This window comes from Azospirillum sp. TSO35-2, assembly GCF_003116095.1.
Classification (GTDB): domain Bacteria; phylum Pseudomonadota; class Alphaproteobacteria; order Azospirillales; family Azospirillaceae; genus Azospirillum.
This window is the reverse complement of sequence record NZ_LGRA01000022.1, coordinates 5,440-31,484: the sequence shown is the minus strand read 5'-3', so window position 1 is coordinate 31,484 and position 26,045 is coordinate 5,440. Positions and strand designations below refer to the sequence as shown.

Below are 26,045 nucleotides of genomic sequence, written 5' to 3'. Positions count from 1 at the left end.
CGACCTATTTCCCGAGCAACAGCGGCGTGCGCAGGCTGGCTTCCAGCAACGGTTCGGCCTCGACGGAGGGCGGGCCGGCGCGCCGAACCGGCAGCGCGGCCGGGACCGGCGGCAGCATGGGGTTGTGGGTGAGGCGGATGCGGCGCGGCTCCGGCACCGGCGGCGGCCGGCAATGGGCGGACGGGGCGGGCTCGATCCGGGCGGCGGCAATCACCACGCCGGTCCAGGCGGCGAACAGCGACATGATCGGAACTCCAGGGCGGTTGGACACCGACCATGGGGCACCGCCGATTCTCTTGGAAACGAATAGGCATTATGCCGTCATCACGATTCGTAATGACCGCAGCGTTGCGGACCGACCGGCGCTCTGCTTGAATGGGAGGCAACTTCCGGTTCCCAGATGCCCGCCAACCTCGACACCGACCTGCTGCGCGCCTTCGTCGCCGTGGCCGACAGCGCCAGCTTCACCCGTGCCGGCGAAAAGCTGGGCCGCACCCAGGCCGCGGTCAGCCAGCAGGTCCGCCGGCTGGAGGAGACGGTGGGCAAGCGCGTGTTCGAACGCGACACCCACGGCGTGCGGATGACCCGCGACGGCGAGGTGCTGCTGGCCTACGCCCGGCGCATGCTGACCCTGAACGACGAGGTGCTGGCGCTGATGCACCGCAGCCCGACGGTCGCCAGCGTCCGCATCGGCACGCCCGACGATTACGCCACCATGCTGCTGCCCGAGGTGCTGGCCCGCTTCAACGCCTCCTACCCCGACGTGATGGTCGAGGTGGTGTGCGACAACAGCCCCGATCTGGTGGCGGAGATCGACAAGGGCCGCTACGACCTGGCGCTGGTCACCCGCAAGGCCGGCGAAGCGGGGGGCGAGCTGGTGCGGCAGGAGCCGGTGGCCTGGGTGGCCCCGCCGCTCGACCCGGCGCCGGGGCACCGTCCGGTGGAGAGCTATGACCCCTTGCCGCTGGCGCTGTTCCCCAAGGGCTGCGTCGTGCGTGACCTTGCCGTCGCCGCGCTGGACGGGATGGGCCGCGACTGGCGCGTCGCCTTCACCAGCAAGAGCGTCGTCGCCGTGCATGGCGCGGTGATGGGCGGCTTGGGGGTGACGGCGATGGAGTGCTGCACGGTGCCGCCGTCGCTGCGCCGCATCGGCGTGGCGGAGGGCTTCCCCGACCTGCCGGACATCGACATCGCCCTGCACCGCGCCCGCGGGACGCTGCCGAAGCCGGTGCGGCTGCTGGCCGACGCGATTCACGATCTGGTGGGCGACGATCTGCTGGGGCGCGACGCGACGGTGGACCGGCGAACGCCTGAGACAGGAACCGCAGCATGACCAACCCCTTCCCGATCCGCCCGCTGCTGCTGGCGCTGGCCTTGCTCGGCACCATGACGGCCATCCCCGCGCGGGCGCAGAGCCCGGTCGCCACCGGGGCGCCGCTGACCGGCGAGGTGGTGCTGAACCGCGACATCGAGGTGCGGATCGGCCCCAGCGAGGACGCGCGCATCGTCATGACGCTGAAGCAGGGCAAGGCGCTGAACGCGCTGGGCACCCCGCGCGGCACCTATTGGACGGAGGTCGCGATCGGCGGCCAGCCGATCGGCTATGTCCCCGCCGACTCGCTCGACCCGGCGCTGATGGTCACCGGCCGCGCGGCGGTCGGCGGCGAGGGGCCGCGTCCGCCGAAGCCGGCGGCCGGCAAAGCGGCCGACGCCCCGCCCGGCAGCCGCGGCGCCGCCGTCGTCCCGCGCGAGGCCTGGGACAAGGCGGCGCAGGTGCCGGCCCAGGGCTATGTCGTGGCCGCCGCCCCGATCTCCGCCACCGAGATCCTGGACAACCGCAAACGGCGCGGCTTCACCCTGCGCAAGGGCGACGTCGTCGGGCTGATCAGCGCCGCCAACGGCGAGGCGACGATGGCGCTGCCCGCCGGTACCCGCGCGGTGGCGCCGGTGCAGGGGCTGGTCGGGGTGGTGGCGCCCTACCCGCTGCCGGGCATGCCGCCGGTCGAGCCGGGGATGCTGTATGGCGTCAAGCTGGGCGAGTATGTCAGCTACAGCGAAGCGCTGCGCGCCTGGAAGGAGTTCACCACCGGCCCCGGCAACGCCTACCGCGACCTGCCGCCGATGGTCTGGCCGGTGTTCCGCGGCGGGCGGCTGCTGTATGATGTGGGCGTCGCGCCCTTCACCCGGTTGCAGGTCGACACCGCCTGCGGCACGTTGGCGCAACGCGGACTCGATTGTACGGTCATCGAGCTGGATACGTTCTGATGGTCCACACGCTCTGATCGCCGCCCCACCCGATGCCGTGTCCGCCGCCGGCCCGGCCGTTTTGGAAACCATCCCCATGATCAACGCGCCATGACCGACACCGCCCCTCCCGGACCGCCGCAGCCTCTGCCGCAGACTCCGCCGCAGGACGTGCCGCAGAACACGCCGTTGCCGGACGGCGGGGGCGGCGCCGGCGACCACCGGGATGGCGACCAGGATCTGGTGTTCTTCGAAGACGACGAGCCGGCCACCGGACCGGGGGTGGGCTCGGGCGGCAGTCCGGGGCCCGGCGGCGAGGCCTGCAACGACAACGACACCTCCGGCGGCACGTCCGGCAACCGCTGGACCATGCTGATCGTCGACGACGAGCCGGAGGTGCATTCCATCACCAAGCTCGTGCTGTCCGACTTCGCCTACAAGGGGCGCAAGGCGCGCTTCCTGTCCGCCCATTCGGCGGCGGAGGCGCGGGCGATCCTGGCGCGCGAGACCGACATCGCGCTGATCCTGCTGGACGTGGTGATGGAGACGGAGGATGCCGGGCTCCGGCTGGTCCACCACATCCGCGAGGAGCTGGAGAACCGCAACGTCCGCATCATCCTGCGCACCGGCCAGCCGGGACAGGCGCCGGAACGGGCGGTCATCCTCGACTACGACATCAACGACTACAAGGCGAAGACGCAGCTGACCGCCCAGCAGCTCTTCACCACCACGGTCGCGGCGCTGCGGTCCTACGAGGACATCATGGCGATCGACGCCAACCGCCGCGGCCTGGAAAAGATCATCGAGGCGTCGTCGTCGCTGTTCCGCACCCGCTCGATGAAGCTGTTCGCCGCCGGGGTGCTGACCCAGCTGTCCGGCCTGCTGGGCGTCGGGCCGGACGCCATCCTGTGCGTGCAGCGCGGCCCCCACGGCGGCGGTTGCGGCGGCTCCCGCGGCGATTCGCCCCCCGCCGCCCCACCGGCCGCCGATGGGCTGTATGTGCTGGCCGGGTCGGGACGGTTCGAGACTCTGATCAACGAACCCGCCGCCGATCATGTCGATCCGCCGGTGCTGGCCGCGGTGACCGCCTGCCTGGAACAGCGGGCGAACCATTACGCCGGCGACCATTGCACGCTCTACATCCGGGTGCCCAACGACCGCGAGACGGTGGTCTACCTGCGGTCCGACCGGCCGCTGTCCGACCTCGACCGCAAGCTGATCGAGGTGTTCTGCGGCAAGATCTCGGTCGGCTTCGACAATCTGCACCATTACGAACAGCTCTACCGCGCGCAGGAGGGCACGCTGGCGGCGCTGGCCGACCTGGCGGAGCGCGGCCCCGGCGCCGTGCTGCCGGAGGCGCCCGGCGGCGACCCGGCGGGCGAGGGGGCATTCAGCCGCTCGCTGCGCATCGCCGCGGTGACCGAGCGGATCGCGCGCCGCCTCCACGCCGACGGCCGCTTCCCCGAGTCGCTCGACGAATCCTTCCTGGAGATCATCGGGCTGGCGGCGATCCTGCACGACATCGGCAACGCCACGGTCAACCCGGCGATCCTGGCCAAGCCCGGTCCGCTCGACCCGGCGGAACGCGCGGCGATGCAGGGCCACACGGTGGCCGGCGCCACCCTGCTGAATCAGGCGAGCCACCTCGCCGACGGCCCGACCCACCTGCATCTGGGCGCCGCGGTGGCGCGGTGGCATCACGAGAACTGGGACGGCACCGGCTATCCCGACGGCCGCACCGGCGCGGCGATCCCGCTGTGCGCCCGCATCGTCGCGGTGGCCGACGCCTATGACGCGATGACGCGCGACCGGCCCTACCGGGCGGCGCTGGGGCATGACGGGGCGGTTGCGGAGATCAGGCGCCTGGCCGGGCTGCGCTTCGACCCGGTGGTGGTCGAGGCTTTCCTGGCGGTGGCGCCGGAGATCGGCACGCTCGACCGCTCGGGGCGATGATGCGCCCCCAGGGGCGGTTCGGGCCGGAACGGCGGACCGTCAGGGGCGTGACAGCGCCTCGACCGCCTCGCGCAGCGGCCCGACCTGGACCGGCTTCAGCAGCAATTGGCAGCCCAGCAATTGGGCCTCGTCCCGGCGTTCCGGCGTGGTGTCGCCGGTCAGGATGATCGCCGGGATGTCCTGGCCGGTCACGGCGCGCAGCCGCTCCACCACATCGCGGCCGGTGCGGCCGGCCGGCAGGTAATGGTCGGCGATGATCAGGTTCGGCGGCCGGGTGATGCTCTCCAGCCGCTGCTCCAGCGCGGCGGCGCTCAACGCCGTCACCACCTCGTACCCCCAACCGTCCAGCAGGATGGCCAGCCCCTCCACAATCGAGCGGTCATCGTCCACCACAATGATCAGTGGCTTTTCCGCGCCCTGCCCCGTTGTCGAATCGTTAGCTGGCTCAGCCATTGGTCTTTCCCCGCTTGGTTCACAGCGCCTTGAGTTTTGCCGAACACGCCAAGGCAATCGCAGCGTGGCCTGTGCTCTGCCGGTGACATCGACAAGACCGGGATACCCTGGAGAAACAAACCAACCCGGCACCTGATCTTTCCACCTAACGATGCGGTGCCGTCAAACAGTGATTTGCAACAAAGAGTACCAGAATTTTCCCTTAGCGGATGCACTCAAACCCGTTCAATCAGCGATTCATCATATGATTATCGCCACAGCCACCATCCCCGCCTGTGCCGCGCCAACAAAAAAACCCCCGCCGAAGCGGGGGTTTTCCACCGAAAGGACGCGCGACAGCCGTCGATGCGTCCCGTGCCGTCAGGCGCGGAGCGCACCCCCGGTGGCCTTGACCACGGCGGCGACGATCTTCTGGCCGGTCAGCTCGATCGCCTCGTCGGTCAGGGTCGCGGTGGTCGGCTGGTAGGTCACCGACACGGCGATCGACTTCCGCCCCTCGCCCACGCCCGGCCCTTCGTAGACGTCGAAGACGGTCACGTCCTTGACCAGCGCCTTGTCGGCCCCCTTCACCGCGCGGAGGATCTTGTCGGCCTCCACCTTGCGGTCGACGACGAAGGCGAAGTCGCGCTCCACCGGCTGGAAGGAGGCGAGCTGGACCATCGGCTTGGCGGTGCCCGCCTTCTTCTTGGGCAGCGGCACGGCGTCCAGCATCACCTCGAAGCCGACGACCGGCCCCTTGACGCCCAGCGTCTCCAGCACCGACGGGTGGATCTCGCCGAAGCGCGCCATCACCGTGGGGCCGAGCCGCAGCACGCCGGAGCGGCCGGGGTGGTACCAGCCCGGCGCGTCGGTGGTGACCTGCAGGTTGGCGGCCGGGGCGCCGACCGACTCCAGAACCGCCAGCGCGTCGGCCTTGGCGTCGAACACGTCGACGCCGCGCGCCTTCTCCGCCCAGTGGCGCGGCACGGCGGCCCCGGCGCGGATGCCGGCGGCGACCGTGTCCTGCCCATCGGGGGCCGGGGTGCGGAAGGCGGCGCCGACCTCGAACAGCCGCACGTCGGCAAAGCCGCGGTCGGCGTTGCGGCCGGCGGCCTGGATCAGGTTCGGCAGGATCGACGGGCGCATGACGTCCAGGTCGCTGCTGATCGGGTTGACCAGCCGCAGGCCGGGCTCCGTCGCGCCGAACAGCTCGGCGACCGGACCGGCCAGGAAGGACCAGGTCACCGCCTCCGACAGGCCGCGGGCGGCCAGCGTGCGCTTGGCCAGCGCGACGCGGCGCTGCTTCAGCGTCAACGCCGTGCGGGTCAGCACCGTCTCACGCGGCAGCGGCGTCGCCGGGATGGCGTCGAAGCCGTGGACGCGCAGCACCTCCTCCACCAGATCGGCCTCGCCCTGGACATCGGCGCGCCAGGACGGGATGCCGACGCGCAGCCGGCCGTCCTCATCCTCGCCGTCGACGGTGAAGCCGAGGTCCATCAGGATTTGGACCTGCCGGTCCTGCGGCAGCTCGACGCCGCCCAGCGCGGCGACGCGGCCCGGACGCAGGGTCAGGGTGCGCGTCCAGTCGGGCTCGGCCCCGGCAACCACCAGCTCCGACGGCTCGCCGCCGCAGAGATCCAGGATCAGGCGGGTGGCGCGTTCCATGCCGGTGACGACCGCGGCCGGATCGACGCCGCGCTCGAAGCGGTAGCGGGCGTCCGAGTCGATGCCGAGGCGGCGGCCGGTCTGCGCCGTGCGCACCGGGTCGAACAGGGCGGCCTCGACGAAGACGTTGACCGTCGTCTCGGTGCAGCCGGTCGGCTCGCCGCCGACGATGCCGGCCAGCGCCTCCGCCCGTTCGTCGTCGGCGACCACGGTCATGGCGCCGTCCAGCGCGTACTCCTTGCCGTTCAGCGCCGCCAGCGTCTCGCCCTCGCGGCCCAGCCGGACGGTGATGTTGCCCTTGACGGTGTCGGCGTCGAAGACGTGCAGCGGGCGGGCGGCGTCGAAGGTCAGGTAGTTGGTGATGTCGACCAGCGCCGAGATCGGGCGCAGGCCGATCGACAGCAGCTTGTCCTGCAGCCACTGCGGCGACGGGCCGTTCTTCACGCCGCGGATGAAGCGGCCGACGAACAGCGGGCAGGCCTCGGGCGCCGCGATGGAGACGCCGATCGGGCTGGCGAAGCGGCCCTCGACCGGGGCGGCGTTCAGGTGGCCCTCGGTCAGCGGCTTCAGCCGGCCCATCCCGGCGGCGGCAAGGTCGCGGGCGATGCCGCGCACCCCGGCGCAATCGGCGCGGTCGGGCGTCAGGTTGATGTCGATGACCGGGTCGTTCAGCCCGGCATAATCGGCGAAGCTGGCGCCGACGGGAGCGTCGGCCGGCAGCTCGATGATGCCGTCATGCTCGTCGGACAGCTTCAGCTCGCGCTTGGAGCACATCATGCCGTTCGACTCGACGCCGCGGATGACGCCCTTCTTCAGCGTGATGTCTGAGCCGGGGATGTAGGCGCCTTCCGACGCGAACACGCCCTTCATGCCGGCGCGGGCGTTGGGGGCGCCGCAGACGACCTGCAGGGTCCGCTCGCCGGTGTTGACCATCAGCACGCGCAGCTTGTCGGCGTCCGGGTGCTTTTCGGCCGACACCACCTCGGCGACGCGGAAGGGCGCCAGCTCCTTCGACCGGTCATGCACCCCCTCCACCTCGAGGCCGAGGGCGGTCAGCTTTTCCGTGATCTGGTCGAGCGAAGCGTCGGTCTCCAGATGGTCCTTCAGCCAGGACAGCGTGAACTTCATGAGTCCGACTCCTTAGCGCGTCAGGCCTTGAGCGATGTTGGGAATGTCGAGGGGCACGAAGCCGTAATGCTTCAGCCAGCGCAGATCGGCGTCGAAGAAGGTGCGCAGGTCGGGGATGCCGTATTTCAGCATCGCGACGCGCTCCACCCCCATGCCGAAGGCGAAGCCCTGGTAGCGGGTGCTGTCGATGCCGCAGGCTTCCAGCACGTTGGGGTGCACCATGCCGCAGCCGAGGATCTCCAGCCAGTCGCCGTAATTGCCCAGCTTCAGCTCGCCGCCCTTGCGCGAACAGCCGATGTCGACCTCCGCCGAGGGTTCGGTGAAGGGGAAGAAGCTGGGGCGGAAGCGCAGCGGCAGGTCGTCCACATCGAAGAAGGCGCGGCAGAACTCGACGAGGCAGCCCTTCAGGTGCCCCATGTTGGTCGCCTCGTCGATGACCAGCCCCTCGATCTGGTGGAACATCGGGGTGTGGGTCATGTCGTAGTCGGAGCGGTAGGTCCGCCCCGGCGCGATGATGCGGATCGGCGGCTTGTTGTTCAGCATGGTGCGGACCTGCACCGGGCTGGTGTGGGTGCGCAGCAGCATCTTCTTGTCCGCCCCATCTTCCGAACGGGCATCCGGCAGATAGAAGGTGTCGTGCATGTCGCGCGCCGGGTGGCCGGGCGGGAAGTTCAGGGCGGTGAAGTTGTGGAAATCATCCTCGATGTCCGGCCCTTCGGCGACCGAGAAGCCCATCTCGGCGAAGATGGCGATCATCTCGTCCATCGTCTGGGTGATGGGGTGGATGCGCCCCTCCGTCTCCGGGCGGACCGGCAGGGTGACGTCGACGCGCTCCGCCTCCAGCCGCGCCCGCAGGTGGGCGGCGGCGAGGTCGGCCTTGCGCGCGTCGATGGCGGCGGCGATCTCGTCCTTCAGCGCGTTCAGCGCCTGACCGCGCTCCTTGCGCTCGTCGGGCGTGAGGTTCCCCAGCTCCTTCATGAAGCCGGTGATGCGCCCCTTCTTGCCGAGCGCGGACACCCGCACCTCGTCCAGCGCCGAAAGGTCGGCGGCGGCGTTGACCTGCGACAGAAGTTCGTCTTTCAGCGCGTCGAGCATGGCGGTTCCCGGCAAAGCGAGGGGACGTGAAGAGAATGGGCGGAAACGAAAAAGGGAGCCGGCCCAGCGGCCCGGCTCCCTTCTCGTACAACTGACGCCGTGACGGCAAGCGTTCCCTTATGACAGGAAACGCAAGGCGCGTTACGCGGCGGCCTTGGAGGCGAGCGCGGCCTGGGCCTTGTCCACCAGGGTCTTGAAGGCCTCCGGCTCGCGCGCGGCCAGATCGGACAGGACCTTGCGGTCGATCTCGATGCCGGCCATCTTGATGCCGTTGATGAAGCGCGAGTAGGTCAGGCCGTACTGCCGGACGCCGGCGTTGATGCGCTGGATCCACAGGCCGCGGAAATCGCGCTTCTTGTTGCGACGGTCGCGGTAGGCGTAACGAAGCGCCTTTTCGACCTTCTCGATCGCAATGCGGAAATTCTTGGAGTTGCGACCCCGGTAGCCCTTGGCGAGCTTCAGGATCTTGCGGTGACGGGCGTGCGTCGTGACGCCGCGCTTAACACGAGCCATGGTTCAGGTCCTTCGAAATTATGAGTGTGCCGAGATCAGGCGTTGCGCAGCCAGTTCTTCAGCACCGTGCGGGCGTTCGAATCGCACAGGGTCATCATGCCGCGCGCGTTGCGCTTCATGTTCGGGGACTTCTGTTCCAGGCAGTGGCGCTTGTAGGCGGCCTGAGCGCGGACCTTACCCGTGGCGGTCACCTTGAAGCGCTTCTTGGCGCCGCTCTTCGTCTTCAGCTTGGGCATTTTCGTTTCCTAGAGGAAATGAGGCGAATTTCCAGGGACGGTTGGGCATGCCCTGAGCCTTCCGGCCCAGCCTCGCCGCCCGTGGAAGGCTGGGCTTATACGCGGGCGGGCGGGAAGTTTCAAGGGCGATGTGGCGGGACCAGGGCACCGTGAAGCGCAGGGAAGGAACGGCAAGGGCCAGGGAACGCCGTGTTTCCGCATCTCCTCCCCATCCGTCCACCCCTCATGATAGGATTTTCGACCCAGATCCTGGCGATGGAGAGCGCGATGGAACATCAGCGGAAAACTGTTTCATCATGTTCCATCTCTCCGCCGGACCGTCGGCGTATCGCTGGCGTCCCCCTGGATCGCCCCCATGGAACAGAGTCGCGAACGTGTTTCACGATGTTCCATCCCCAGCATCCCCCAACCGCAGCCGCCGCCCGTCCTACGCCATTCGCCGCAGCACCGCCCGCGTTGCACGCCCCCGCTGGCGCATGGCCCCTGCGCGCGCTATCTTCCCGGCCATGAGCGACCGCACCCCCCCATCCTCCGCCGATCCGCAAAAGCCCGTCTCCGGTGCCGAAGGCAACTGGTTCGGCTTCACCCCCGTCGATCCCGCCGCCAAGTCGGGGCTGGTCCGCGCCGTCTTCGACAGCGTGGCGACCAACTACGACCTGATGAACGACCTGATGTCGGGCGGCATCCATCGGCTGTGGAAGGACACGCTGATGGAGATGGTGGCGCCGAAGCCCGACATGACGCTGCTCGACGTGGCGGGCGGCACCGGCGACATCGCCTTCCGCTTCCTGAAGCGCGGCGGCGGGGCGGCGGTGGTCTGCGACATCACCGAGGCGATGGTCCGCGTCGGGCGCGACCGCGCCATCGACCGCAACATCCTGTCCGGCGTGCAATGGACGGTCGGCGACGCCGAACGGCTGCCGATCGCCTCACGCTCGGTCGACGCCTACACCATCGCCTTCGGCCTGCGCAACGTGACGCGCATCGACGAGGCGATCAAGGAGGCGCACCGGGTGCTGAAGCCGGGCGGCAAGTTCTATTGCCTGGAGTTCAGCCACGTCGTGCTGCCGGGCCTGCGCGAGCTGTACGACACCTATTCCTTCCGCATCCTGCCGGTCATGGGCCGCGTCGTCGCCAAGGACGAGGCGAGCTACCGCTATCTGGCCGAGAGCATCCGCCGCTTCCCCAAGCAGGAGGATCTGGCCCGGCGGATCGAGGCCGCCGGGTTCGGCGCGGTGCGGGTGCGCAACCTGACGGGCGGGATCGCCGCCATCCATTCCGGCTGGCGGATCTAACCAACCGTGTTCCGCATCCTGCGCAACCTGGTCCGGATGGCCGTCATCGGCCGGACGGTCGCCCGTCACGACGCCCTTCCCACCACCCTGCTGGGCACCGCCCCCGGCCTTCTGTGGCTGTGGCGGCGCATCGCCCGCCGGGACGTGCCCGGCCGCGAGGGCCAGCGGCTGGCCCGCGCCCTGGCGGAGCTGGGCCCGACCTACATCAAGCTGGGGCAGCTGCTGTCCACCCGCTCCGACCTGGTGGGCGAGCGGATGGCCGTCGACCTGGCGGAGCTGCAGGACAAGCTGCCGCCCTTCCCAGGCGCCCAGGCCCGCGCCATCATCGAGGCGGAGTTCGGCCAGCCGGTCCAGGCGCTGTTCCAGAGCTTCGACGACAAGCCGGTCGCCGCCGCCTCGATCGCCCAGGTCCATTTCGCCGTGACCGCCGATGGCGAGGAGGTCGCGGTCAAGGTGCTGCGCCCGGGCATCGTCGCCGCGTTCGAACGCGACATCGACCTGTTCTACTGGCTGGCGGCGCTGGCCGAAGCGGTCGTGCCCCGGCTGAGGCGGCTGCGGCTGCGCGAGGTGGTCGACACCTTCGCCCGCACCTCGCGGCTGGAGATGGATTTGCGGATGGAGGCGGCGGCGGCCTCGGAACTCGCCGCCAACTTCACCGAGGACCCGACCTTCAACGTGCCGAAGATCGACTGGGAGCGCACCGCCGGCCGCGTGCTGACGCTGGAGCGCATCCGCGGCTTCAAGGTGGACGAACCGGCCCGCATCTCCGCCGCCGGCTTCGACCGCGACGAGATCCTGGCGATGGCCTCGGCCAGCTTCTTCAACCAGGTCTTCCGCGACGGCTTCTTCCACGCCGACCTGCACCCCGGCAACCTGTTCATCAACGAACAGGGCACCATCACCGCCGTCGATTTCGGCATCATGGGCCGGCTGGACCGCGAGACGCGCTATTACCTCGCCGACATGCTGATCGGCTTCCTGACCGGCGACTACCGCCGCGTCGCCCTGGTGCATTTCGAGGCCGGCTACGTACCGCGCCACCAGTCGATCGAGATCTTCACCCAGGCCTGCCGCGCCATCGGCGAGCCGTTGCAGAACAAGCCGCTGAACGAGATCTCGGTCGGCCGGCTGCTGGCCCAGCTGTTCGCCGTGACCGAACAGTTCGAGATGGAGACCCAGCCGCAGTTGCTGCTGCTGCAAAAAAGCATGCTGACCGCCGAGGGTGTCGGCCGGCTGCTGAACCCCAACATCAACATGTGGGAGCTGGCGCGCCCGCTGATCGAGGAGTGGATGCGCGAGAACCGCGGGCCGGAGGCGCAGGTCCTCGACGACGTGGTCGGGGCGCTGACCACCATCCGCCGGCTGCCCGCCCTGGTGCGCGAGGCCGAACGGGTGACCCGCGAGGTCGCCGACGGCGGCGTGCGCCTGCACCCGCAGACGGTGCGCCAGATGCTGGTCGGCTGGGACCGCCGCCGCCGCTCCGACCGCGCCGCCCTGTGGGTGATCGCGGCGCTGCTGGCGGTGATCGCCCTCCGCCTGGTCTGACACCGGAGCCGGCCAGCGGGGCCGCGGCAAAAATGACAGCGTTACAGGCCGGTGGTCTTACGCTACCATGACGGGCATCCTGTCGCTGTCGCGACTGTTCAGTCGCAGGAAACCAAAGACGCTGCATCGCATGGCCCTGCCCGCCCCGCCCACTGACGACCCCGCGGTGGACAGTGTCCCTTCCCGCCGCGCACCGCGGCTGGAGGCGGCGATCGGCTGGCTCGCCGCCTTCGGTTTCCTGTTCCTGACCGTCATCACCGTCGTCGTCGGCGTGCAGTCGCGCGACCGGGCGCTGGCCGGTGCGCAGGACCGGACCCTGGCCGCCGTCCGCGTCCTGGCGGAGCACGCCGCCCGCCTGTTCGACGCCGCCGACCTGCTGGTCGAGTTCGCCGCCCAGGAAACGGCGGGCCGTCCCTGGGACGAGATCGCCGCGTCGCGCGCCGTGTGGGAGAAGCTGAACGCCCAGCGCGCCCGCCTGCCCTTCCTCGACGCGGTCTGGCTGAACGACAGCACGGGGTTGCTGCGGCTGACGACGGTCGCCCATCCCGCTCCCTATTCCGACGCCTCCGACCGCGAGGCCTTCCTCTTCCACAGCCGCGGTCCCGGCGCCGGCACCGACCAGCCCCACATCAGCCAGCGCATCATCGGCCGGGTCACCAACAAGGCGACCTTCCTGCTCAGCCGCCGCCTGTCCGAACCGGGCGGCGGCTTCCGCGGCATGGCGTCGGTGACCATCGATCCGTCCTATCTGTCCGGCTTCTACAAGGAGCTGGATCTGCCGCACGAGCCGGCGACCATCCTGGCCCGCGCCGGTGACCTCGACGTGCTGGTGCGCGAGCCCGACGCCGATCCCGCCAACCCGGCGCCGCTGTCCGCCCTCGCCCGCCGGACGATCCAGGCGTCGCCGGCGGGCGGCGTGGCCCACGACGATGCGGTGATCGTCGCCCACCGGCGGGTCGACCGCTGGCCGGTGCACGTTGTCGTCCAGTTGGACGTGGCGCCGGTTCTGCTGGCGTGGCGGCGCCTGATGGCCCCCTACGCCGCCCTGGCCGCGGCCGCGGCGCTGGCGCTGGTCGCGCTGTCGATCTTCGGTTTCCGCCAGGCCCAGGCGGCCCGCCTGATGCAGCGCGACCTGGAGGCACGCGTGCGCGAGCGCACCGCCTCGCTGGAGCGCACGGTGGGCGAGCGGGACGCGGCGCTGGCCCAGAAGGACCTGCTGATGCGCGAGGTCAACCACCGCATCAAGAACAGCCTCCAGGTGGTGTCCAGCCTGCTCGGCCTCCAGGGGCAGTCGGTCGGCGATCCCCGGCTGCGCGACCATCTGCTGGAGGCGGGGCGGCGCGTCCAGGCGATAGCCGACATCCACCAACTGCTGTACCGGGTCGACGACATCCACTTCATCCCCTTCCACGACTATCTGACCGACCTGTGCCGCGACCTGGAACGCTCGGCCCAGGCCGAAGGCGGGGACTGGCGGCTGGAACTGGCGGTGGAGCCGCTGGACGTTCCGACCGACCACGCGGTGCAGTTGGGCCTGATCGCCAACGAACTGGTGATGAACGCGATCAAGCACGCCTACCGCCCGGCCGTCCGGATCACCGCGGACGCGTTCACGGACCGGGGAGAGGCCGACGCCAGGACCACGGTGAACACCATCGCGGTGGCGCTGCGCGCCGATGGCGACACCTTGCGGCTCAGCGTCGCCGACCGCGGCGTCGGGCTGCCGGCCGGTTTCGACTGGCGCCGCAGCCGCAGCCTGGGCATGCGGCTGATCCACACCCTGTCGAGCCAGTTGGGCGCCACCCTGACCGTGGAAGACACCGCCCCCGGCGTGCGCTTCACCATCGTCCTGCCGCCCCAGCCGGTCGGCTGAGGGTCTTCATCGATCCGTCCCTACGCCGGCCGGGCGCCGGGCCACACGCCATACGTGAGTATGCCGTTTCAGTCGGTTGCATTTCCCTTGCGTCATCCCGGTTTCCCGGTGAGGATCAGCGGGTTGTCCGACAACTCGTCCTTCTCATGTTTGCGCAATCATACCGACACGGAAGGGATGACCGCCCGTGACCGCCCCGGCCTCCAGCCCGATTGCGGCCGGCTCACGGGGCGGCGCCCCGACGGACCGCCTTCTGCTCGGCGCCGGTTGGATGCTGCTGTCGGCGCTGCTGTTCGGCATCGGCAACGCCGCGGTGCGGCAGGCGTCCACGGTCATGGACCCGATCGAGGTCGTGTTCTTCCGCAACCTGTTCAGCCTGATGTGCATGCTGCCCTGGGCGCTCGGCGCCGGGGCGCCGGCCTGCCGCGCCGTGCTGGCGGAACGGCGGCTGCGTCCCTATCTCTCGCGGGCGATGACCAGCCTGTGCGCGATGGGGGCGTGGTTCTACAGCGTCGCCCACATCCCGCTGGCGACCGCGACGGCGGTCAGTTTCGCCATCCCGCTGTTCGTCACCGCCGGGGCGGCCCTGATGCTGCGCGAGCGGGTGCGGGCGCGGCGCCTGGTCGCGGTGTGCGTCGGCTTCGCCGGGGTGCTGATCGTGCTGCGGCCGGGGAGCGCCACGGTCGACGCCGCCTTCCTGATGCTGCTGGTCCACTGCACCGCCGCCGCCGCCACGGTCCTGCAGATGCGGGCGCTCAGCCGGAAGGACAGCCCGGCGGTGATCGTCACCTTCCTCGGCCTGCTGGTCACGCCGATGGCGCTGGTGCCGGCGCTGTTCGTCTGGACCTGGCCGAGTTGGACCGTGCTGGGTGGGCTGGTCCTGCTGGGCGGGCTGCTGACGCTGGGACAGTTGGCGATGACGCGCGCGCTGGCGCTCGCCGAATCCTCGGCGATGATGCCTTACGACTACGCCCGGCTGCCCTTCACCGCCGCCATTGCCTGGGTGGCTTTCGGCGAGGTGATGGACCTGTGGGGCTGGGTCGGTGCCGCGGTGATCGCCGTGTCGGCGCTCTACACCATGCACCGCGACGCGGCGGAAGGGCGCAAGGCCCGGCAGGTGGCGAAGCCGGCCTGACTCCCGGTTCCTGCACCGGACGCCGCCGACGCGCCCTTACCATACGGTAGGGTGTGGTGATGACGCGCATCTGGTAAACAGGTGCGACCACAACGAAGCCGGCATAAGGCCGCCGCCCCGGCGGACGGCCGCAATCAAGGAGGAGATGCCATGAACATCCAGGGTTTGGCCGCTGTCGTGACCGGCGGCGCCTCGGGCATGGGGGCCGCGACGGCGCACCATCTGGCCGCGCTCGGCGCCAAGGTGACGGTGCTGGACGTCAACGAGGACGCGGTGCTGAAGACCGCGCACGAGATCGGTGGGCTGGGGCTGGTCTGCGACGTCACCGACGGCGCCTCGGCCGAGCGGGCCTTCGATCAGGCGCGCTCCGCCCATGGCCCGGCACGCATCGCGGTGAACTGCGCCGGCATCGCCCCGGCCCAGCGCATCGTCGGCCGCGACGGCCCGATGCCGCTGGAGAATTTCCGCACGGTGATCGAGGTCAACCTGATCGGCAGCTTCAACATCCTGCGGCTGGCGGCCGCCGACATGGCGAAGCTGGAGCCGCTGGACAGCGGCGAGCGCGGCGTGATCGTCAACACCGCATCGGTCGCCGCCTATGAGGGGCAGATCGGGCAGGCCGCCTACGCCGCGTCGAAGGGCGGCATCGTCGCGCTGACCATCTGCGCCGCCCGCGACCTCGCCCGCAACGCGATCCGCGTGATGACGGTGGCCCCCGGCCTGATCGGCACGCCGATGCTGCTGAACATGCCGCAGGAGGTCCAGGACAGCCTCGCCGCCACCGTCCCCTTCCCCAAGCGCTTCGGCAAGCCGGAGGAATACGCCCGCCTCGTCCAGCACATCATCGAGAACGAGATGCTGAACGGCGACGTCATCCGGCTGGACGGCGCCATCCGCATGGCGCCCCAGTAAGGTCGATCACGGTGGGAACGGCCTCGCACCGCGCGGCCGTTCCCCCAAGCCCATCCCCTCCGGGCTGTTTCCCGGACGTGTCAGTCCGCCCCGGCGGCGGCATCCACGACGGCGGCCTCGTCGGCCCGTTCCGCTTCGCCAAGCAGGTCGATCAACAGGCTGGTGCAGTGTTGGAGCCGCTGATCGGCGGTCGCGGTCGCCATGTCGCGCCCGGTCTGCTCCTGCCACTCGCTCAGCATCACCGCCAGATGTTTCCGGACGTGGTCTTCCCGATCCAGTCGCCGCGTCGCCATGTCGTTTCCGCTCCCCATCAAGACCTGAACGGTGCACCACCCAAAGGGCCGCCCCATGGGATCATTGGTACACCCCCCAATTGGGGAGTGCCCGCCATCCCGCAAGGCTTGGGCTCAGTTTGGTCACAGCTCCCCCGTCGCTCCCGCAACGGGACAGGAAGATCGCGTCCTATCAACGGCTTGCCCACAAACAGTTGGAAAGCGGGATGCGCGCCGCCCATGTTAGCGCCATCAGTGAGGAGACCACCATGAGCACCACGAGCAACGGCATCAGCAAGACCGGCTTGCCGACCCGCCGGTTCGGCACCACCGATATGGCGATCACCCGCGTCGGCTTCGGCGCCTGGGCGATCGGCGGGCCGGACTGGGCGGCCGGTTGGGGGGCGCAGGACGACAACCAGTCGGTCACCGCCATCCGTCATGCGGTGGAGCGCGGCATCAACTGGATCGACACCGCCGCCGTCTATGGCCTGGGCCATTCCGAAGAAATCGTGCGCCGGGCGTTGGCCGACATCCCGGAGGCGGAGCGTCCCTATGTCTTCACCAAATGCGGTCTGGTGTGGGACGAGGCGAACCGCAGCGCCATGCCGCGCCGGATCGGCGCCGCCGCCAGCATCCGGCGCGAGCTGGAGGCGTCGCTGAAGCGCCTGGGCGTCGAACGCATCGACCTCTACCAGATGCATTGGCCGGCCGAGGCCGAGCCGATCGAGGAGTACTGGCAGGCCCTGCTGGACCTCAAGCAAGAGGGCAAGGTCCGGGCCGTCGGCCTGTCCAACCACAACGCCGCCCAGCTGGCGACGGCGGAACGGCTGGGCCATGTCGACACGCTGCAGCCGCCCTTCTCGGCGATCCGCCGCGACGTCGCCGCGTCGGAGCTTCCCTGGTGTCTGGAGCACCAGACCGGCGTCATCGTCTACAGCCCGATGCAGGCGGGCCTGCTGACCGGCCGCTTCACGGTGGAGCGGGCGCAGGCGCTGCCGTCCGACGACTGGCGCTCGACCAACGCCAACTTCACCGGCGCGGCGCTGGAACGCAATCTGGCGCTGGCCCAATCCTTCGCCCCGATCGCCGAGCGGCACGGCACCTCGATCGCCGCGGTCGCGGTCGCCTGGGTGCTGTCCTGGCCGGCGATCACCGGCGCCATTGTCGGCGCCCGCAACCCGGACCAGGTTGATGGCTGGCTGGACGCCGCCACCCTGACCCTGACGCCGGCGGATCTCGACGAGATCGCCGCCGCCATCGCCCGGACCGGAGCCGGCAGCGGCCCGTCCCACCCGACCCGCGCGTGAAACGACTCGAAATCAGGAAAGGCAACCGCCTCATGACCGATGCAACGGTGCGCGCCAAGCTGCTGGGCCTGCCCGGCAGCCTGCGCCGCAACTCCAACTCGCTGGCCGTGCTGCGCGGCGTGCAGGACGCCCTGCCCGCCGACATCGGCCTGGAAATCCGCGACCTCCGCCTGCCGCTGTACGACCAGGACATCGACACGCCGGACGCCCCGGCAGAAGTCCACGCCTTCCGCCAAGCCATCGCCGCGGCCGACGCCGTGGTCATCGCAACGCCGGAGTACAATTACGGCATGTCGGGCGTGCTGAAGAACGCGCTGGACTGGGCCTCGCGCCCCTACGGCAAGTCGGCGCTGATCGGCAAGCCGGTGCTGGTGATCTCCAGCTCCCCCGCCTTCACCGGCGGCGTGCGCGCCCACCAGCAGGTGAACGACACCCTGCTGGCCATCCCGGCCAAGCTGGTGGCCGGCGCCCAGGTGGTGATCGGCGGCGTCGGCGACAAGGTCAAGGACGGCAAGCTGACCGACGAGGCGGTGCTGAAATTCACGCTCGGCGCCATCGACCGGCTGGTCGCGGCGGCTGGGAAGTGAGCATCGGGGGTGGCGCGGCGCCGCGCTGCCCCCTCCTTCCGCGCGCATCCGGTGCAGCGCTCCCCGGAACCCGGACGGTCCTGCGAGGTTGCTTTCCTACGAAAGAAGTGCAAGTCTTTCTTTCAAGAGAAGGAGGCGTGCCATGACCTCGCAAGCTCACGCGACCAAGGCTTCCGCCGCGGCGCCGGTCGTCACCAAGGCGGTGCTGCGGGCGGCCGATCACCTGCGCGTTCCCAACAGCGTGTTGGCGAAGGTCATCGGGGTGTCCGAACCGACGCTGTCGCGGATGCGGACCAAAGACCTGCTGCTGTCCGAGCGCGGCAAGGAATTCGAACTCGCGCTTCTGTTCATCCGGCTGTACCGCTCGCTCGACAGCATTGTCGGCGGCGAGTCGGAGATTGCCGCCGCGTGGCTGAGGAACGACAATCGCGCGCTGGGCGGCGCACCGCTGGAACACATCCAGACCATCCCCGGGTTGATGAATGTCATCGCGTATCTGGACAGCCGACGCGCTGTCGTCTGAGCGGCGCCCGCTCGCCGGCGAGGCGTGGCGGCTGGTGGAGGCGCAGCACAGGGTCTCCACCCTCAAGCTGGTCGACGATTGGGAGGAGCAGGGGCTTCTCGAAGACCTGCTGGAAGCAACCAAGCCGCCGCTGCCGCCGGCCTGCCGGGGTTTGCATTTCCTGCTGTCGGCGCCGTTCCGCTATGATGCGGAGTATCCGGCCGGATCGCGCTTTCGCCGGGCCGGGCGGACGCTTGGCGTGTTCTACGCCGCGGAGGCGGTGACGACCGCGGTGGCCGAGTTGGCCTTTTACCGGCTGCTGTTCTTCGCCGACTCCCCCGACACGCCATTGCCGGCCAATCCGGGCGAGTACACCGCCTTCCGCGTCCAGTATGGGACCGACGACGGGCTGGACCTGACCGCGGAGCCGTTGAACGGCGACAGCGCCCGCTGGACCCATCCGACCGAGTATGGTGCCTGCCAGGATTTGGCTGATGCGGCGCGGGCGGGCGGGGTGCAGGCGATCCGCTACGCGTCGATCCGTGACCCGCAGGGCGGCGCCAATCTGGCCCTGCTGGATTGTGCGGTGTTCCGCAAGCCGGAGCCGACGGCTTGGCAGAGTTGGCGGCTGTTCCTGCGCCGCGACAGCGTGCAGGGCCTCTGCGAGTTTCCGCACCAGACCGTGCAGTTCGAGAAATCCGGCTTCAACGACCCACGCCTGTGACCGGCGTGCCTGAAAAAAGGCAGCGCGCGGGAGAGCCACCGGCCCTCCCGCGCGCCCCCAAAGCTTACCCGATCTTCTGCTTGGCCATCGCGCCCAGGCGCAGGCGGAGCGCGTTCAGCTTGATGAAGCCTTCCGCGTCCTTCTGGTTGTAGACGCTGTCCTGCTCGAAGGTCACATAGTCCATGCGGTAGAGCGAGTTGGGCGACTTGCGGCCGACGACCGTGACGTTGCCCTTGTACAGCTTCAGCCGGACGGTGCCGTTGACCAGCGACTGGGTCTGGTCGATCAGCGCCTGGATGGCCAGACGCTCCGGGCTCCACCAATAGCCGCAATAGATCAGCTCGGCGTAGCGCGGCATCAGCTCGTCCTTGAGGTGCCCGGCGCCGCGATCGAGCGTGATGCTCTCCATCGCGCGGTGGGCCACCAGCAGGATGCTGCCGCCCGGGGTCTCGTAGACGCCGCGCGACTTCATGCCGACGTAGCGGTTCTCGACCAGATCGAGGCGGCCGATGCCGTTCTCGCCGCCCAGGCGGTTCAGCTCGGTCAGCAGGGCCGCCGGCGACAGCGCCTTGCCGTCGATGGCGACCGCGTCACCGTTCTTGAACTCGACCTCGATGTAGGTCGGGGTTTCCGGCGCCTTTTCCGGGGCGACCGAGCGGGTGAACATGTCCTCGTCCGGCTCGACCCACGGGTCTTCCAGCGCCTTGCCTTCGTAGGAGATGTGCAGCAGGTTGGCGTCGGTCGAATAGGGCGCCTCGCCGCGCTTGTCCTTGGCGATCGGAATCTGGTTCTTCTCGGCGTAGTCCAGCAGCGTGGTGCGGCTGTTCAGCGTCCACTCGCGCCACGGCGCGATGACCGTGATGTCCGGCCGCAGGGCGTAGTAGCCCAGCTCGAAGCGGACCTGGTCGTTGCCCTTGCCGGTGGCGCCATGGGCGACGGCGTCGGCGCCGACCATGTTGGCGATCTCGATCTGGCGCTTGGCGATCAGCGGCCGGGCGATCGAGGTGCCGAGCAGGTAGGTGCCCTCGTACAGCGTGTTGGCGCGGAACATCGGGAAGACGAAATCGCGCACGAACTCTTCGCGCAGATCGTCGATGAAGATGTTTTCCGGCTTGATGCCCAGAAGCTCGGCCTTCTTGCGGGCGGGCTCCAGCTCCTCGCCCTGGCCGAGGTCGGCGGTGAAGGTCACCACCTCGCAGGCGTAGGTTTCCTGAAGCCACTTCAGGATGACCGAGGTGTCGAGGCCGCCCGAATAGGCGAGCACCACTTTCTTGATCTGTTTGCCGGACGCGCCGCTCATGGGACTGCTCTTACAGAGGAGAAAGGTAAGGCCGCGACCGTACGGCCTTTCCCGCCCACCTTCAAGCCCCTGGGACCGTTTCGACGCCCCCGGTGCCTACTCGATCTTCTCGCCCGGATAGGTGCCCCAGAAATCGGCGCGCTTCATCCAGCCGCGATAGCCTTTCAGCTCCACCTCGCACCAGTCGTCGCGGCACTTCCTCAGCGCGCCGATCACCCCCGGCTCGGCCCGCGCCACCGCCGCGCTGTCGGCGCGCGGCGCCTCGTGGACGGTGCGGGTCTGGCCGGTGACCAGCACGCCGCGGCGGCCCGACAGCGCGCTCTGGTGGACCCAGCCCTCCGCCCCTTCCCAGTCGCGGATGCGGCGCCAGGTGTCGAATTCCTGGATGATCTCCACCGGCATGTCCTTGCGCCGGAACACCCACTCGATCGGGTAGTTGCCGTTGGGGCCGGAGCGCAGGTTCAGCTCGCCGACGCGCAGGGTGACGAAGCGCGGGATCGGCAGGCCGGAGGCGTGGGTCGGGTCCTTGCGGCTTTCCGCCGCGCTGCCGGAGACCGCGCCCAGCCCGGCGAACAGGGCCAGCGCGGCGAGGACGGAGCGGCGGACGAGCATGGCGGCACCGGTGGTTGCAAGGAGGGGGTGGAAACCGGGCCGCACTATAGAGATCACCCCTTCGATAGGGCAAGCATCGGGGGGCATTTTCCACAGCCCCCGTTTTCCGCAGGGCGGTCCGGCGGCACGGGACATCTGGACAGCCCCACGACCGCTTGGTATGGCAACGAAGACCGTCCGCGGGACCGGACGGGTCCGGGCCAGGAGGCCGGGATAAGGCCCAGGGAGGCACAGCACCGATGACCGACAAGAAGAAGCCGCTCGTTGTCGTCACCCGCAAGCTGCCGGACGTCGTCGAAACCCGGATGATGGAGCTGTTCGACACCCGGCTGAACCCCGACGACGTGCCGCTGACCGCCGCCCAGATGCAGGAGGCGATGGCGATCGCCGACGTCCTGGTGCCGACGGTGACCGACCGCATCGATCGCGCGCTGATCGAGCAGGCCGGGCCGCAGCTGCGCATGATCGCCTCCTTCGGCACCGGCGTCGACCACATCGACCTGAAGGCGGCGCGCGAGCGCGGCATCATGGTCACCAACACCCCCGGCGTCCTGACCGAGGACACCGCCGACATGACCATGGCCCTGCTGCTGGCCACCGCCCGCCGGCTGGCCGAGGGCGAGCGGCTGGTGCGGTCCGGCCAATGGACCGGCTGGGGCCCGACCACCATGCTGGGCCACCGCATCAGCGGCAAGCGGCTGGGCATCCTGGGCATGGGCCGCATCGGTTCGGCGCTGGCCCGCCGGGCGCGCGCCTTCGGCATGTCGATCCACTACCACAACCGCCGCCGCGTCCACCCCGAGCTGGAGCAGGAGCTGGAGGCGACCTACTGGGCCAGCCTGGACCAGATGCTGGCGCGGATGGACATCATCTCGATCAACTGCCCGCACACGCCGGCCACCTACCATTTGCTGTCGGAACGACGGCTGAAGCTGCTGCGCCCGCATTGCTACATCGTCAACACCTCGCGCGGCGAGGTGATCGACGAGGTGGCGCTGACCCGCATGCTGTCGAAGGGCGAGGTCGCCGGCGCCGGCCTGGACGTGTTCGAGCACGAGCCGGCGGTGAACCCGAAGCTGCTGCGGCTGGACAACGTCGTGCTGCTGCCGCACATGGGCTCCGCCACCATCGAGGGCCGCATCGACATGGGCGAGAAGGTGGTGATCAACATCAAGACCTTCATCGACGGCCACACCCCGCCCGACCGGGTGATCGAGGCGCTGCTGTAGGGCACCGCACCCGAGGGGGCGTCGGCCCCCTCCCCGGCCGGTCCGGCGGCCCGCCTAGCGGATCGAGTCGTTGTGCAGCACCATCTCCACCGCGAGCTGCGCGGCGCAGAGATCCGCCAGCGCGGTGCCGACCGACTTGAACAGGGTGATCTGGTCGTAGAACCGCCGGCCGGCCCGTTCACCGCGGGTCAGGTCGTAGAGGTCGCCGGCGATGTCGTCGGCGGTCAGCAGGCCGGCGGCGAGCGGCTGCGCGATGTCGCCCGCCATCCCGCAGGCCCCCTCCCGCGTGTCGACGAAGACCCGGGCGCGGCGCAGGCCGGCGTCGTCGATCTCGCGCATGTCCGGCGCGACGCCGCCCAACAGGTCGAGATGCTGGCCCGGCTGCAGCCAGTCGCCCTTGATGAGGGGATCGCGGGCCGCGGTGGCGCCGGCGATGATGTCGGCGCCGCGCACCGCCCCTTCCAGGTCGGTGGTCGCCTCGATGCGGAATTTGGGGCGGTGGAAGCGGGCGACGATGCGCTTGGCCTTCTGGACGTCGCGACCCCAGACCAGCACATGGCGGATCGGCCGCACCGCGGTGTGCGCCTCCACCAACTCCAGCGCCAGAGCGCCGGTGCCGATCACCAGCAGCCGTTCCGCGTCAGCCCGCGCCAGATAGGAGGCGGCGAGCGCCGAGGCCGCGGCGCCGCTGCGCCGGCCGAGCGCGACGGCGGAGTCCAGCAGGGCCTGCGGCACGCCGGTCTTGCCGTCGATCAGCAGATAGACGCCCTGGGCCGCCGGCAGGTCGTGCGCCGCGTTGTCGGGGAAGGCGGTGTCGATCCTGACCCCGATCGACTGGTTGACCTGCCAGGACGGCGCCAGCCGCAGCGTCGCGTCGCTGGCGCCGTAGGTTTCCACCCGGTGGGTCTGCGCCGGGGGAACGACCACGCCGGCGCGGAAGGTCTGCCGCAGGCGTTCGACCAGCATGCGGTGGTGCAGGACGGAACGAAGCTCAGCGGCGCTGACGGTGCGCATGGGACCTCCCTCCTGTCACCAGACGCCTCCCCCGACCGGGGAGGGCGGACGGCTCAGTGGACCGTCGGCGCCGTGTTCTCGGACACCGGGACCGGCAAACCGCTCACCGGGCCGGGCAGCGGGCCGGAGGCCGGGCGGGTCGCCTCGGCCAGACGCTTCTCGGCGGCGGCGGCGCGGGCCTGCGCCTCCTTCAGCTCGCGCTCCAGGACCAGCACGCGACGGCTCTCGCGGCGGGCGCGGCTGCGGTGGCGGCGCTGGCTGTTCCACACGACGAAGCCGCCGGCCACGAAGCCCAGCACCAGCGCGGCCAGCGTCGCCAGATAGACCGGCGCGTCCAGCGTGAAGGGCAACGGCCACAGCGACAGCGTCACGACGCCGCGGTTGGAGATCGCGAACAGGATCGCGACGAGGGCGACGGGAAGGGTGACGATCCAGGAAAGATGGCGCAAGGCGATGGTTCCTCAAAAAACGAAGGGGCGTACGCCCGGATATGGGACCGGCGCACGCCACTGCCTGATGTCGAGCCCGGCGGTCAGTCCGTGTTCAGGCGCTCCCGAAGCTGCTTGCCGGTCTTGAAGAAAGGGATGCATTTCTCGCCGACGTCAACCGATTCTCCGGTCCGGGGGTTGCGACCCGTGCGCGCGTCCCGCTTCTTGATGGAGAAGGCGCCGAAACCGCGCAGCTCGACCCGGTCGCCTCTCGCCAGCGCCTCGGTGATTTCATCGAAGATGGTGCCGACGATCTTTTCGATGTCGCGCTGGTAGAGGTGCGGATTGCGCTCCGCCAGACGCTGGATCAGTTCCGACTTGGTCATGGCCGTTGACGTTTCCCCATTCGATGCGGGCACGTTGTTCGTGATGCGCCGCGCTTGTCCAGCAGCCTGCCACCGGACCGGGGACCCGTCAAGCCCCACCCGCGACGCTAAGCCGTTACGCCGCAACCCTTTTTCCGTCCCGTGGCCGGACGCCCCGGCCCGGGTGGATCCGGCGGCGGGCCTGGCGTCCGGCAATGTCCGGTACGGATCGTGACGGAAATTTGAAACGCATCAACGGCTTCGCGAAAGAAAGAGCCCCAGGGGCACGCGCCCGCGCCGCCCCTGCCTGGGTGCCGCCTGGGTGCCGCGGCGCGACTCAGGCCCGGCCCAGCCGGGTCCCCTCCAGGATCGCGTCCTCCATCATGGCGGAGCTGCGGTCGCAGCCGGTCAGGTCGGCCAGGGTCAGGTCGCTGCCCTTCAGGTTGGTCTGGCTCAGCGAGGCGCCGGCGAGCCGCGCCCGCACCAGCGACGCGCGCATCACCTTGGCCCCGGCGCTGACCAGCAGCATGCCGAGGTTGGCGCCGTCCAGCCGGCTGTCGATCAGGATGGCGCGGTCCAGCTTGACCCCGCGCAGATCGGCGGAGCGCAGGTCGGCGGAGCGCAGGTCGGCGCCGTCGAACTGGGCGGCCTGCAACTGCGCCCCGTTCAGCCGGGCGTGGCGCAGCCGGGCGCCGCTGCCCTTGGCCAGCGTCAGGATCTTGCCGGTCAGGTCGGCCCCTTCCAGGTTCAGCCCGGCGAGGTCGAGCTGGCAGCCCTGCTTGCCGCTGGTCCCCAGCCAGATCATGTGCTGGCGCAGCATGCTGTCGAGCTGTTCGGCCGGCAGGGTCGGCATGAGGTCGTCGGCGTCCGCGCCATCCGGCTCGGGTCCGGCCGGACTGGGCGCCTGCTGCGTGGCGGCGCGCGCCTGCTCGTCGGTGCGGATCGCCTGGTCCAGCCCCTCGGCGTCGACGGTCGCCCCGTCCAGGATGGCGCCGCGCAGGTCGGAGCCGTTGAGATCCGCCCCGCGCAGGTCGGCGCCGGAGAAGTTGGCGTCGCGCAGGTCGGTGCGGTCCAGCCGGGCGCCGGCCAGCCGGGTGTTGGTGAAGTCGGCGGCCCGCGCGAAGCTGCCCGACAGCTTGGCCCGCGCCATGTCGGCGTTGGTCAGCTTGGCCGACGCCATGTCGGCCGGGCCGGGGTCGAAGCCCACCACCTTCAGCTCGCCGGCGCTGTTGCGGTTGACCATGCTGCCGTCGCGCAGGTCGACCTCGACCATGGTGGCGCCGTCCAGCCGGGCGCCGCGCACGTTGGCGCCGCGCATGTCGGTGCGGAACAGCCGCGCCTCCGACAGGTCGGCCCCGCGCAGGTCGGCGCCGTAGAGGTCGGCGTGGTCCAGCACGGTGCCGCGCAGGTCGGCGTCACGCAGGATGGCGCCGGCCAGATGGGCGCCGGTCAGGTTGCGCCCGGCCAGCGACAGGCCGGACAGGTCGAAGAAGGGAAGGTTGGCGCGGGCGCCGTTCGGGCGACCCTCGACGAAGCGGACATGCCGATCGCAGACGCGGTCGAGCTGGGCCTGGGTCAGTCGGATGCGGGATTTGCCGTCTTGCGCCATGGCCGGTCACGCGAACAGGGCGTCGATGTCGGCCTGGGAGATCGCACCGCCGCCATCGCCCCCGCCC

Annotated in this window: 26 protein-coding genes; 13 read left to right on the top strand and 13 right to left on the bottom strand. The window is 70.0% G+C overall.

Annotated features, from left to right (window positions below; translation table 11 throughout):
- Nucleotides 1-4: 4 nt before the first annotated feature.
- On the bottom strand, nt 5-244 hold the full coding sequence (locus tag TSO352_RS30050) for a hypothetical protein (protein WP_109110969.1): 240 nt from the start codon (nt 242-244) through the stop codon (nt 5-7).
- Between the two features lie 156 nt (nt 245-400).
- On the opposite strand from TSO352_RS30050, the gene TSO352_RS30045 reads away from it, so the two are divergent.
- From TSO352_RS30045 to TSO352_RS30035, 3 genes are all read left to right on the top strand, one after another.
- Entirely contained in the window at nt 401-1,333 is a 933-nt protein-coding gene (locus TSO352_RS30045) for a LysR substrate-binding domain-containing protein (RefSeq protein ID WP_109110968.1), read from the top strand.
- Nucleotides 1,330-2,265: an SH3 domain-containing protein gene (locus TSO352_RS30040; RefSeq protein ID WP_109110967.1), complete on the top strand. Its 936-nt coding sequence runs from the start codon at nt 1,330-1,332 to the stop codon at nt 2,263-2,265. Before TSO352_RS30045 ends, TSO352_RS30040 begins: the two co-directional genes overlap by 4 nt.
- Before the next feature lie 90 nt (nt 2,266-2,355).
- Nucleotides 2,356-4,197: a DUF3369 domain-containing protein gene (locus tag TSO352_RS30035; RefSeq protein WP_247872541.1), complete on the top strand. Its 1,842-nt coding sequence runs from the start codon at nt 2,356-2,358 to the stop codon at nt 4,195-4,197.
- Between the two features lie 39 nt (nt 4,198-4,236).
- On the opposite strand, the gene TSO352_RS30030 is transcribed toward TSO352_RS30035, so the two are convergent.
- The 5 genes from TSO352_RS30030 to rpmI form a co-directional block, all read right to left on the bottom strand.
- Complete coding sequence (locus TSO352_RS30030; protein ID WP_247872540.1) at nt 4,237-4,650, bottom strand: response regulator; 414 nt, start codon at nt 4,648-4,650, stop codon at nt 4,237-4,239.
- A 360-nt stretch (nt 4,651-5,010) separates the two neighbouring features.
- Complete coding sequence (pheT, locus tag TSO352_RS30025) at nt 5,011-7,422, bottom strand: phenylalanine--tRNA ligase subunit beta (protein ID WP_109110965.1); 2,412 nt, start codon at nt 7,420-7,422, stop codon at nt 5,011-5,013.
- Nucleotides 7,423-7,434: 12 nt separating this feature from the next.
- Nucleotides 7,435-8,517: a phenylalanine--tRNA ligase subunit alpha gene (pheS, locus tag TSO352_RS30020; RefSeq protein ID WP_109110964.1), complete on the bottom strand. Its 1,083-nt coding sequence runs from the start codon at nt 8,515-8,517 to the stop codon at nt 7,435-7,437.
- A 141-nt stretch (nt 8,518-8,658) separates the two neighbouring features.
- Nucleotides 8,659-9,030, bottom strand: a complete 372-nt coding sequence (gene rplT, locus TSO352_RS30015; RefSeq protein ID WP_045581580.1) for a 50S ribosomal protein L20 — start codon at nt 9,028-9,030, stop codon at nt 8,659-8,661.
- 35 nt (nt 9,031-9,065) lie between these two features.
- Nucleotides 9,066-9,266, bottom strand: coding sequence for a 50S ribosomal protein L35 (rpmI, locus tag TSO352_RS30010; RefSeq protein WP_012975158.1), 201 nt, complete (start codon nt 9,264-9,266; stop codon nt 9,066-9,068).
- Between the two features lie 506 nt (nt 9,267-9,772).
- On the opposite strand from rpmI, the gene TSO352_RS30005 reads away from it, so the two are divergent.
- The 5 genes from TSO352_RS30005 to TSO352_RS29985 all read left to right on the top strand — a co-directional run bounded on the left by TSO352_RS30005 (nt 9,773) and on the right by TSO352_RS29985 (nt 16,026).
- Nucleotides 9,773-10,561 carry a class I SAM-dependent methyltransferase gene (locus TSO352_RS30005; protein ID WP_247872539.1) on the top strand — a complete coding sequence of 263 codons (789 nt, stop codon included), beginning with the start codon at nt 9,773-9,775 and terminating at the stop codon, nt 10,559-10,561.
- Between the two features lie 6 nt (nt 10,562-10,567).
- On the top strand, nt 10,568-12,106 hold the full coding sequence (ubiB, locus tag TSO352_RS30000; protein WP_109110962.1) for a 2-polyprenylphenol 6-hydroxylase: 1,539 nt from the start codon (nt 10,568-10,570) through the stop codon (nt 12,104-12,106).
- Nucleotides 12,107-12,272: 166 nt separating this feature from the next.
- Nucleotides 12,273-13,979, top strand: a complete 1,707-nt coding sequence (locus tag TSO352_RS29995; RefSeq protein WP_158284641.1) for a histidine kinase dimerization/phosphoacceptor domain -containing protein — start codon at nt 12,273-12,275, stop codon at nt 13,977-13,979.
- 187 nt (nt 13,980-14,166) lie between these two features.
- Complete coding sequence (locus tag TSO352_RS29990; RefSeq protein ID WP_247872538.1) at nt 14,167-15,114, top strand: DMT family transporter; 948 nt, start codon at nt 14,167-14,169, stop codon at nt 15,112-15,114.
- Nucleotides 15,115-15,264: 150 nt separating this feature from the next.
- Complete coding sequence (locus TSO352_RS29985; RefSeq protein WP_109110960.1) at nt 15,265-16,026, top strand: SDR family NAD(P)-dependent oxidoreductase; 762 nt, start codon at nt 15,265-15,267, stop codon at nt 16,024-16,026.
- 80 nt (nt 16,027-16,106) lie between these two features.
- Here the strand turns inward: TSO352_RS29985 and TSO352_RS29980 are convergent, their stop codons facing one another.
- Nucleotides 16,107-16,319, bottom strand: coding sequence for a hypothetical protein (locus TSO352_RS29980; RefSeq protein ID WP_109110959.1), 213 nt, complete (start codon nt 16,317-16,319; stop codon nt 16,107-16,109).
- 248 nt (nt 16,320-16,567) lie between these two features.
- On the opposite strand from TSO352_RS29980, the gene TSO352_RS29975 reads away from it, so the two are divergent.
- The 4 genes from TSO352_RS29975 (at nt 16,568) to TSO352_RS29960 (ending at nt 19,421) form a co-directional block, all read left to right on the top strand.
- Nucleotides 16,568-17,608, top strand: coding sequence for an aldo/keto reductase (locus tag TSO352_RS29975; protein WP_109111437.1), 1,041 nt, complete (start codon nt 16,568-16,570; stop codon nt 17,606-17,608).
- A gap of 32 nt (nt 17,609-17,640) precedes the next feature.
- Complete coding sequence (locus TSO352_RS29970) at nt 17,641-18,195, top strand: NAD(P)H-dependent oxidoreductase (protein WP_109110958.1); 555 nt, start codon at nt 17,641-17,643, stop codon at nt 18,193-18,195.
- A 142-nt stretch (nt 18,196-18,337) separates the two neighbouring features.
- The gene (locus TSO352_RS29965; RefSeq protein WP_109110957.1) at nt 18,338-18,718 is read left to right on the top strand and encodes an MbcA/ParS/Xre antitoxin family protein; all 381 of its coding nucleotides are present in this window, start codon (nt 18,338-18,340) and stop codon (nt 18,716-18,718) included.
- Nucleotides 18,678-19,421: an RES family NAD+ phosphorylase gene (locus TSO352_RS29960; RefSeq protein WP_109110956.1), complete on the top strand. Its 744-nt coding sequence runs from the start codon at nt 18,678-18,680 to the stop codon at nt 19,419-19,421. Before TSO352_RS29965 ends, TSO352_RS29960 begins: the two co-directional genes overlap by 41 nt.
- A gap of 64 nt (nt 19,422-19,485) precedes the next feature.
- Here the strand turns inward: TSO352_RS29960 and TSO352_RS29955 are convergent, their stop codons facing one another.
- Both TSO352_RS29955 and TSO352_RS29950 read right to left on the bottom strand, forming a co-directional pair.
- Nucleotides 19,486-20,721: an argininosuccinate synthase gene (locus tag TSO352_RS29955; protein ID WP_109110955.1), complete on the bottom strand. Its 1,236-nt coding sequence runs from the start codon at nt 20,719-20,721 to the stop codon at nt 19,486-19,488.
- 96 nt (nt 20,722-20,817) lie between these two features.
- Nucleotides 20,818-21,333, bottom strand: a complete 516-nt coding sequence (locus tag TSO352_RS29950; protein ID WP_109110954.1) for an SH3 domain-containing protein — start codon at nt 21,331-21,333, stop codon at nt 20,818-20,820.
- A gap of 239 nt (nt 21,334-21,572) precedes the next feature.
- On the opposite strand from TSO352_RS29950, the gene TSO352_RS29945 reads away from it, so the two are divergent.
- Nucleotides 21,573-22,562: a D-glycerate dehydrogenase gene (locus TSO352_RS29945; protein ID WP_109110953.1), complete on the top strand. Its 990-nt coding sequence runs from the start codon at nt 21,573-21,575 to the stop codon at nt 22,560-22,562.
- Between the two features lie 54 nt (nt 22,563-22,616).
- On the opposite strand, the gene TSO352_RS29940 is transcribed toward TSO352_RS29945, so the two are convergent.
- The 4 genes from TSO352_RS29940 to TSO352_RS29925 form a co-directional block, all read right to left on the bottom strand.
- Nucleotides 22,617-23,576, bottom strand: a complete 960-nt coding sequence (locus TSO352_RS29940) for an ornithine cyclodeaminase family protein (protein WP_109110952.1) — start codon at nt 23,574-23,576, stop codon at nt 22,617-22,619.
- Nucleotides 23,577-23,629: 53 nt separating this feature from the next.
- Nucleotides 23,630-24,025, bottom strand: coding sequence for a LapA family protein (locus tag TSO352_RS29935; protein WP_109110951.1), 396 nt, complete (start codon nt 24,023-24,025; stop codon nt 23,630-23,632).
- Nucleotides 24,026-24,108: 83 nt separating this feature from the next.
- Nucleotides 24,109-24,390, bottom strand: coding sequence for an integration host factor subunit beta (gene ihfB / locus TSO352_RS29930; RefSeq protein WP_012972825.1), 282 nt, complete (start codon nt 24,388-24,390; stop codon nt 24,109-24,111).
- Between the two features lie 316 nt (nt 24,391-24,706).
- Nucleotides 24,707-25,978, bottom strand: coding sequence for a pentapeptide repeat-containing protein (locus TSO352_RS29925; RefSeq protein WP_109110950.1), 1,272 nt, complete (start codon nt 25,976-25,978; stop codon nt 24,707-24,709).
- Between the last annotated feature and the right edge of the window lie 67 nt (nt 25,979-26,045).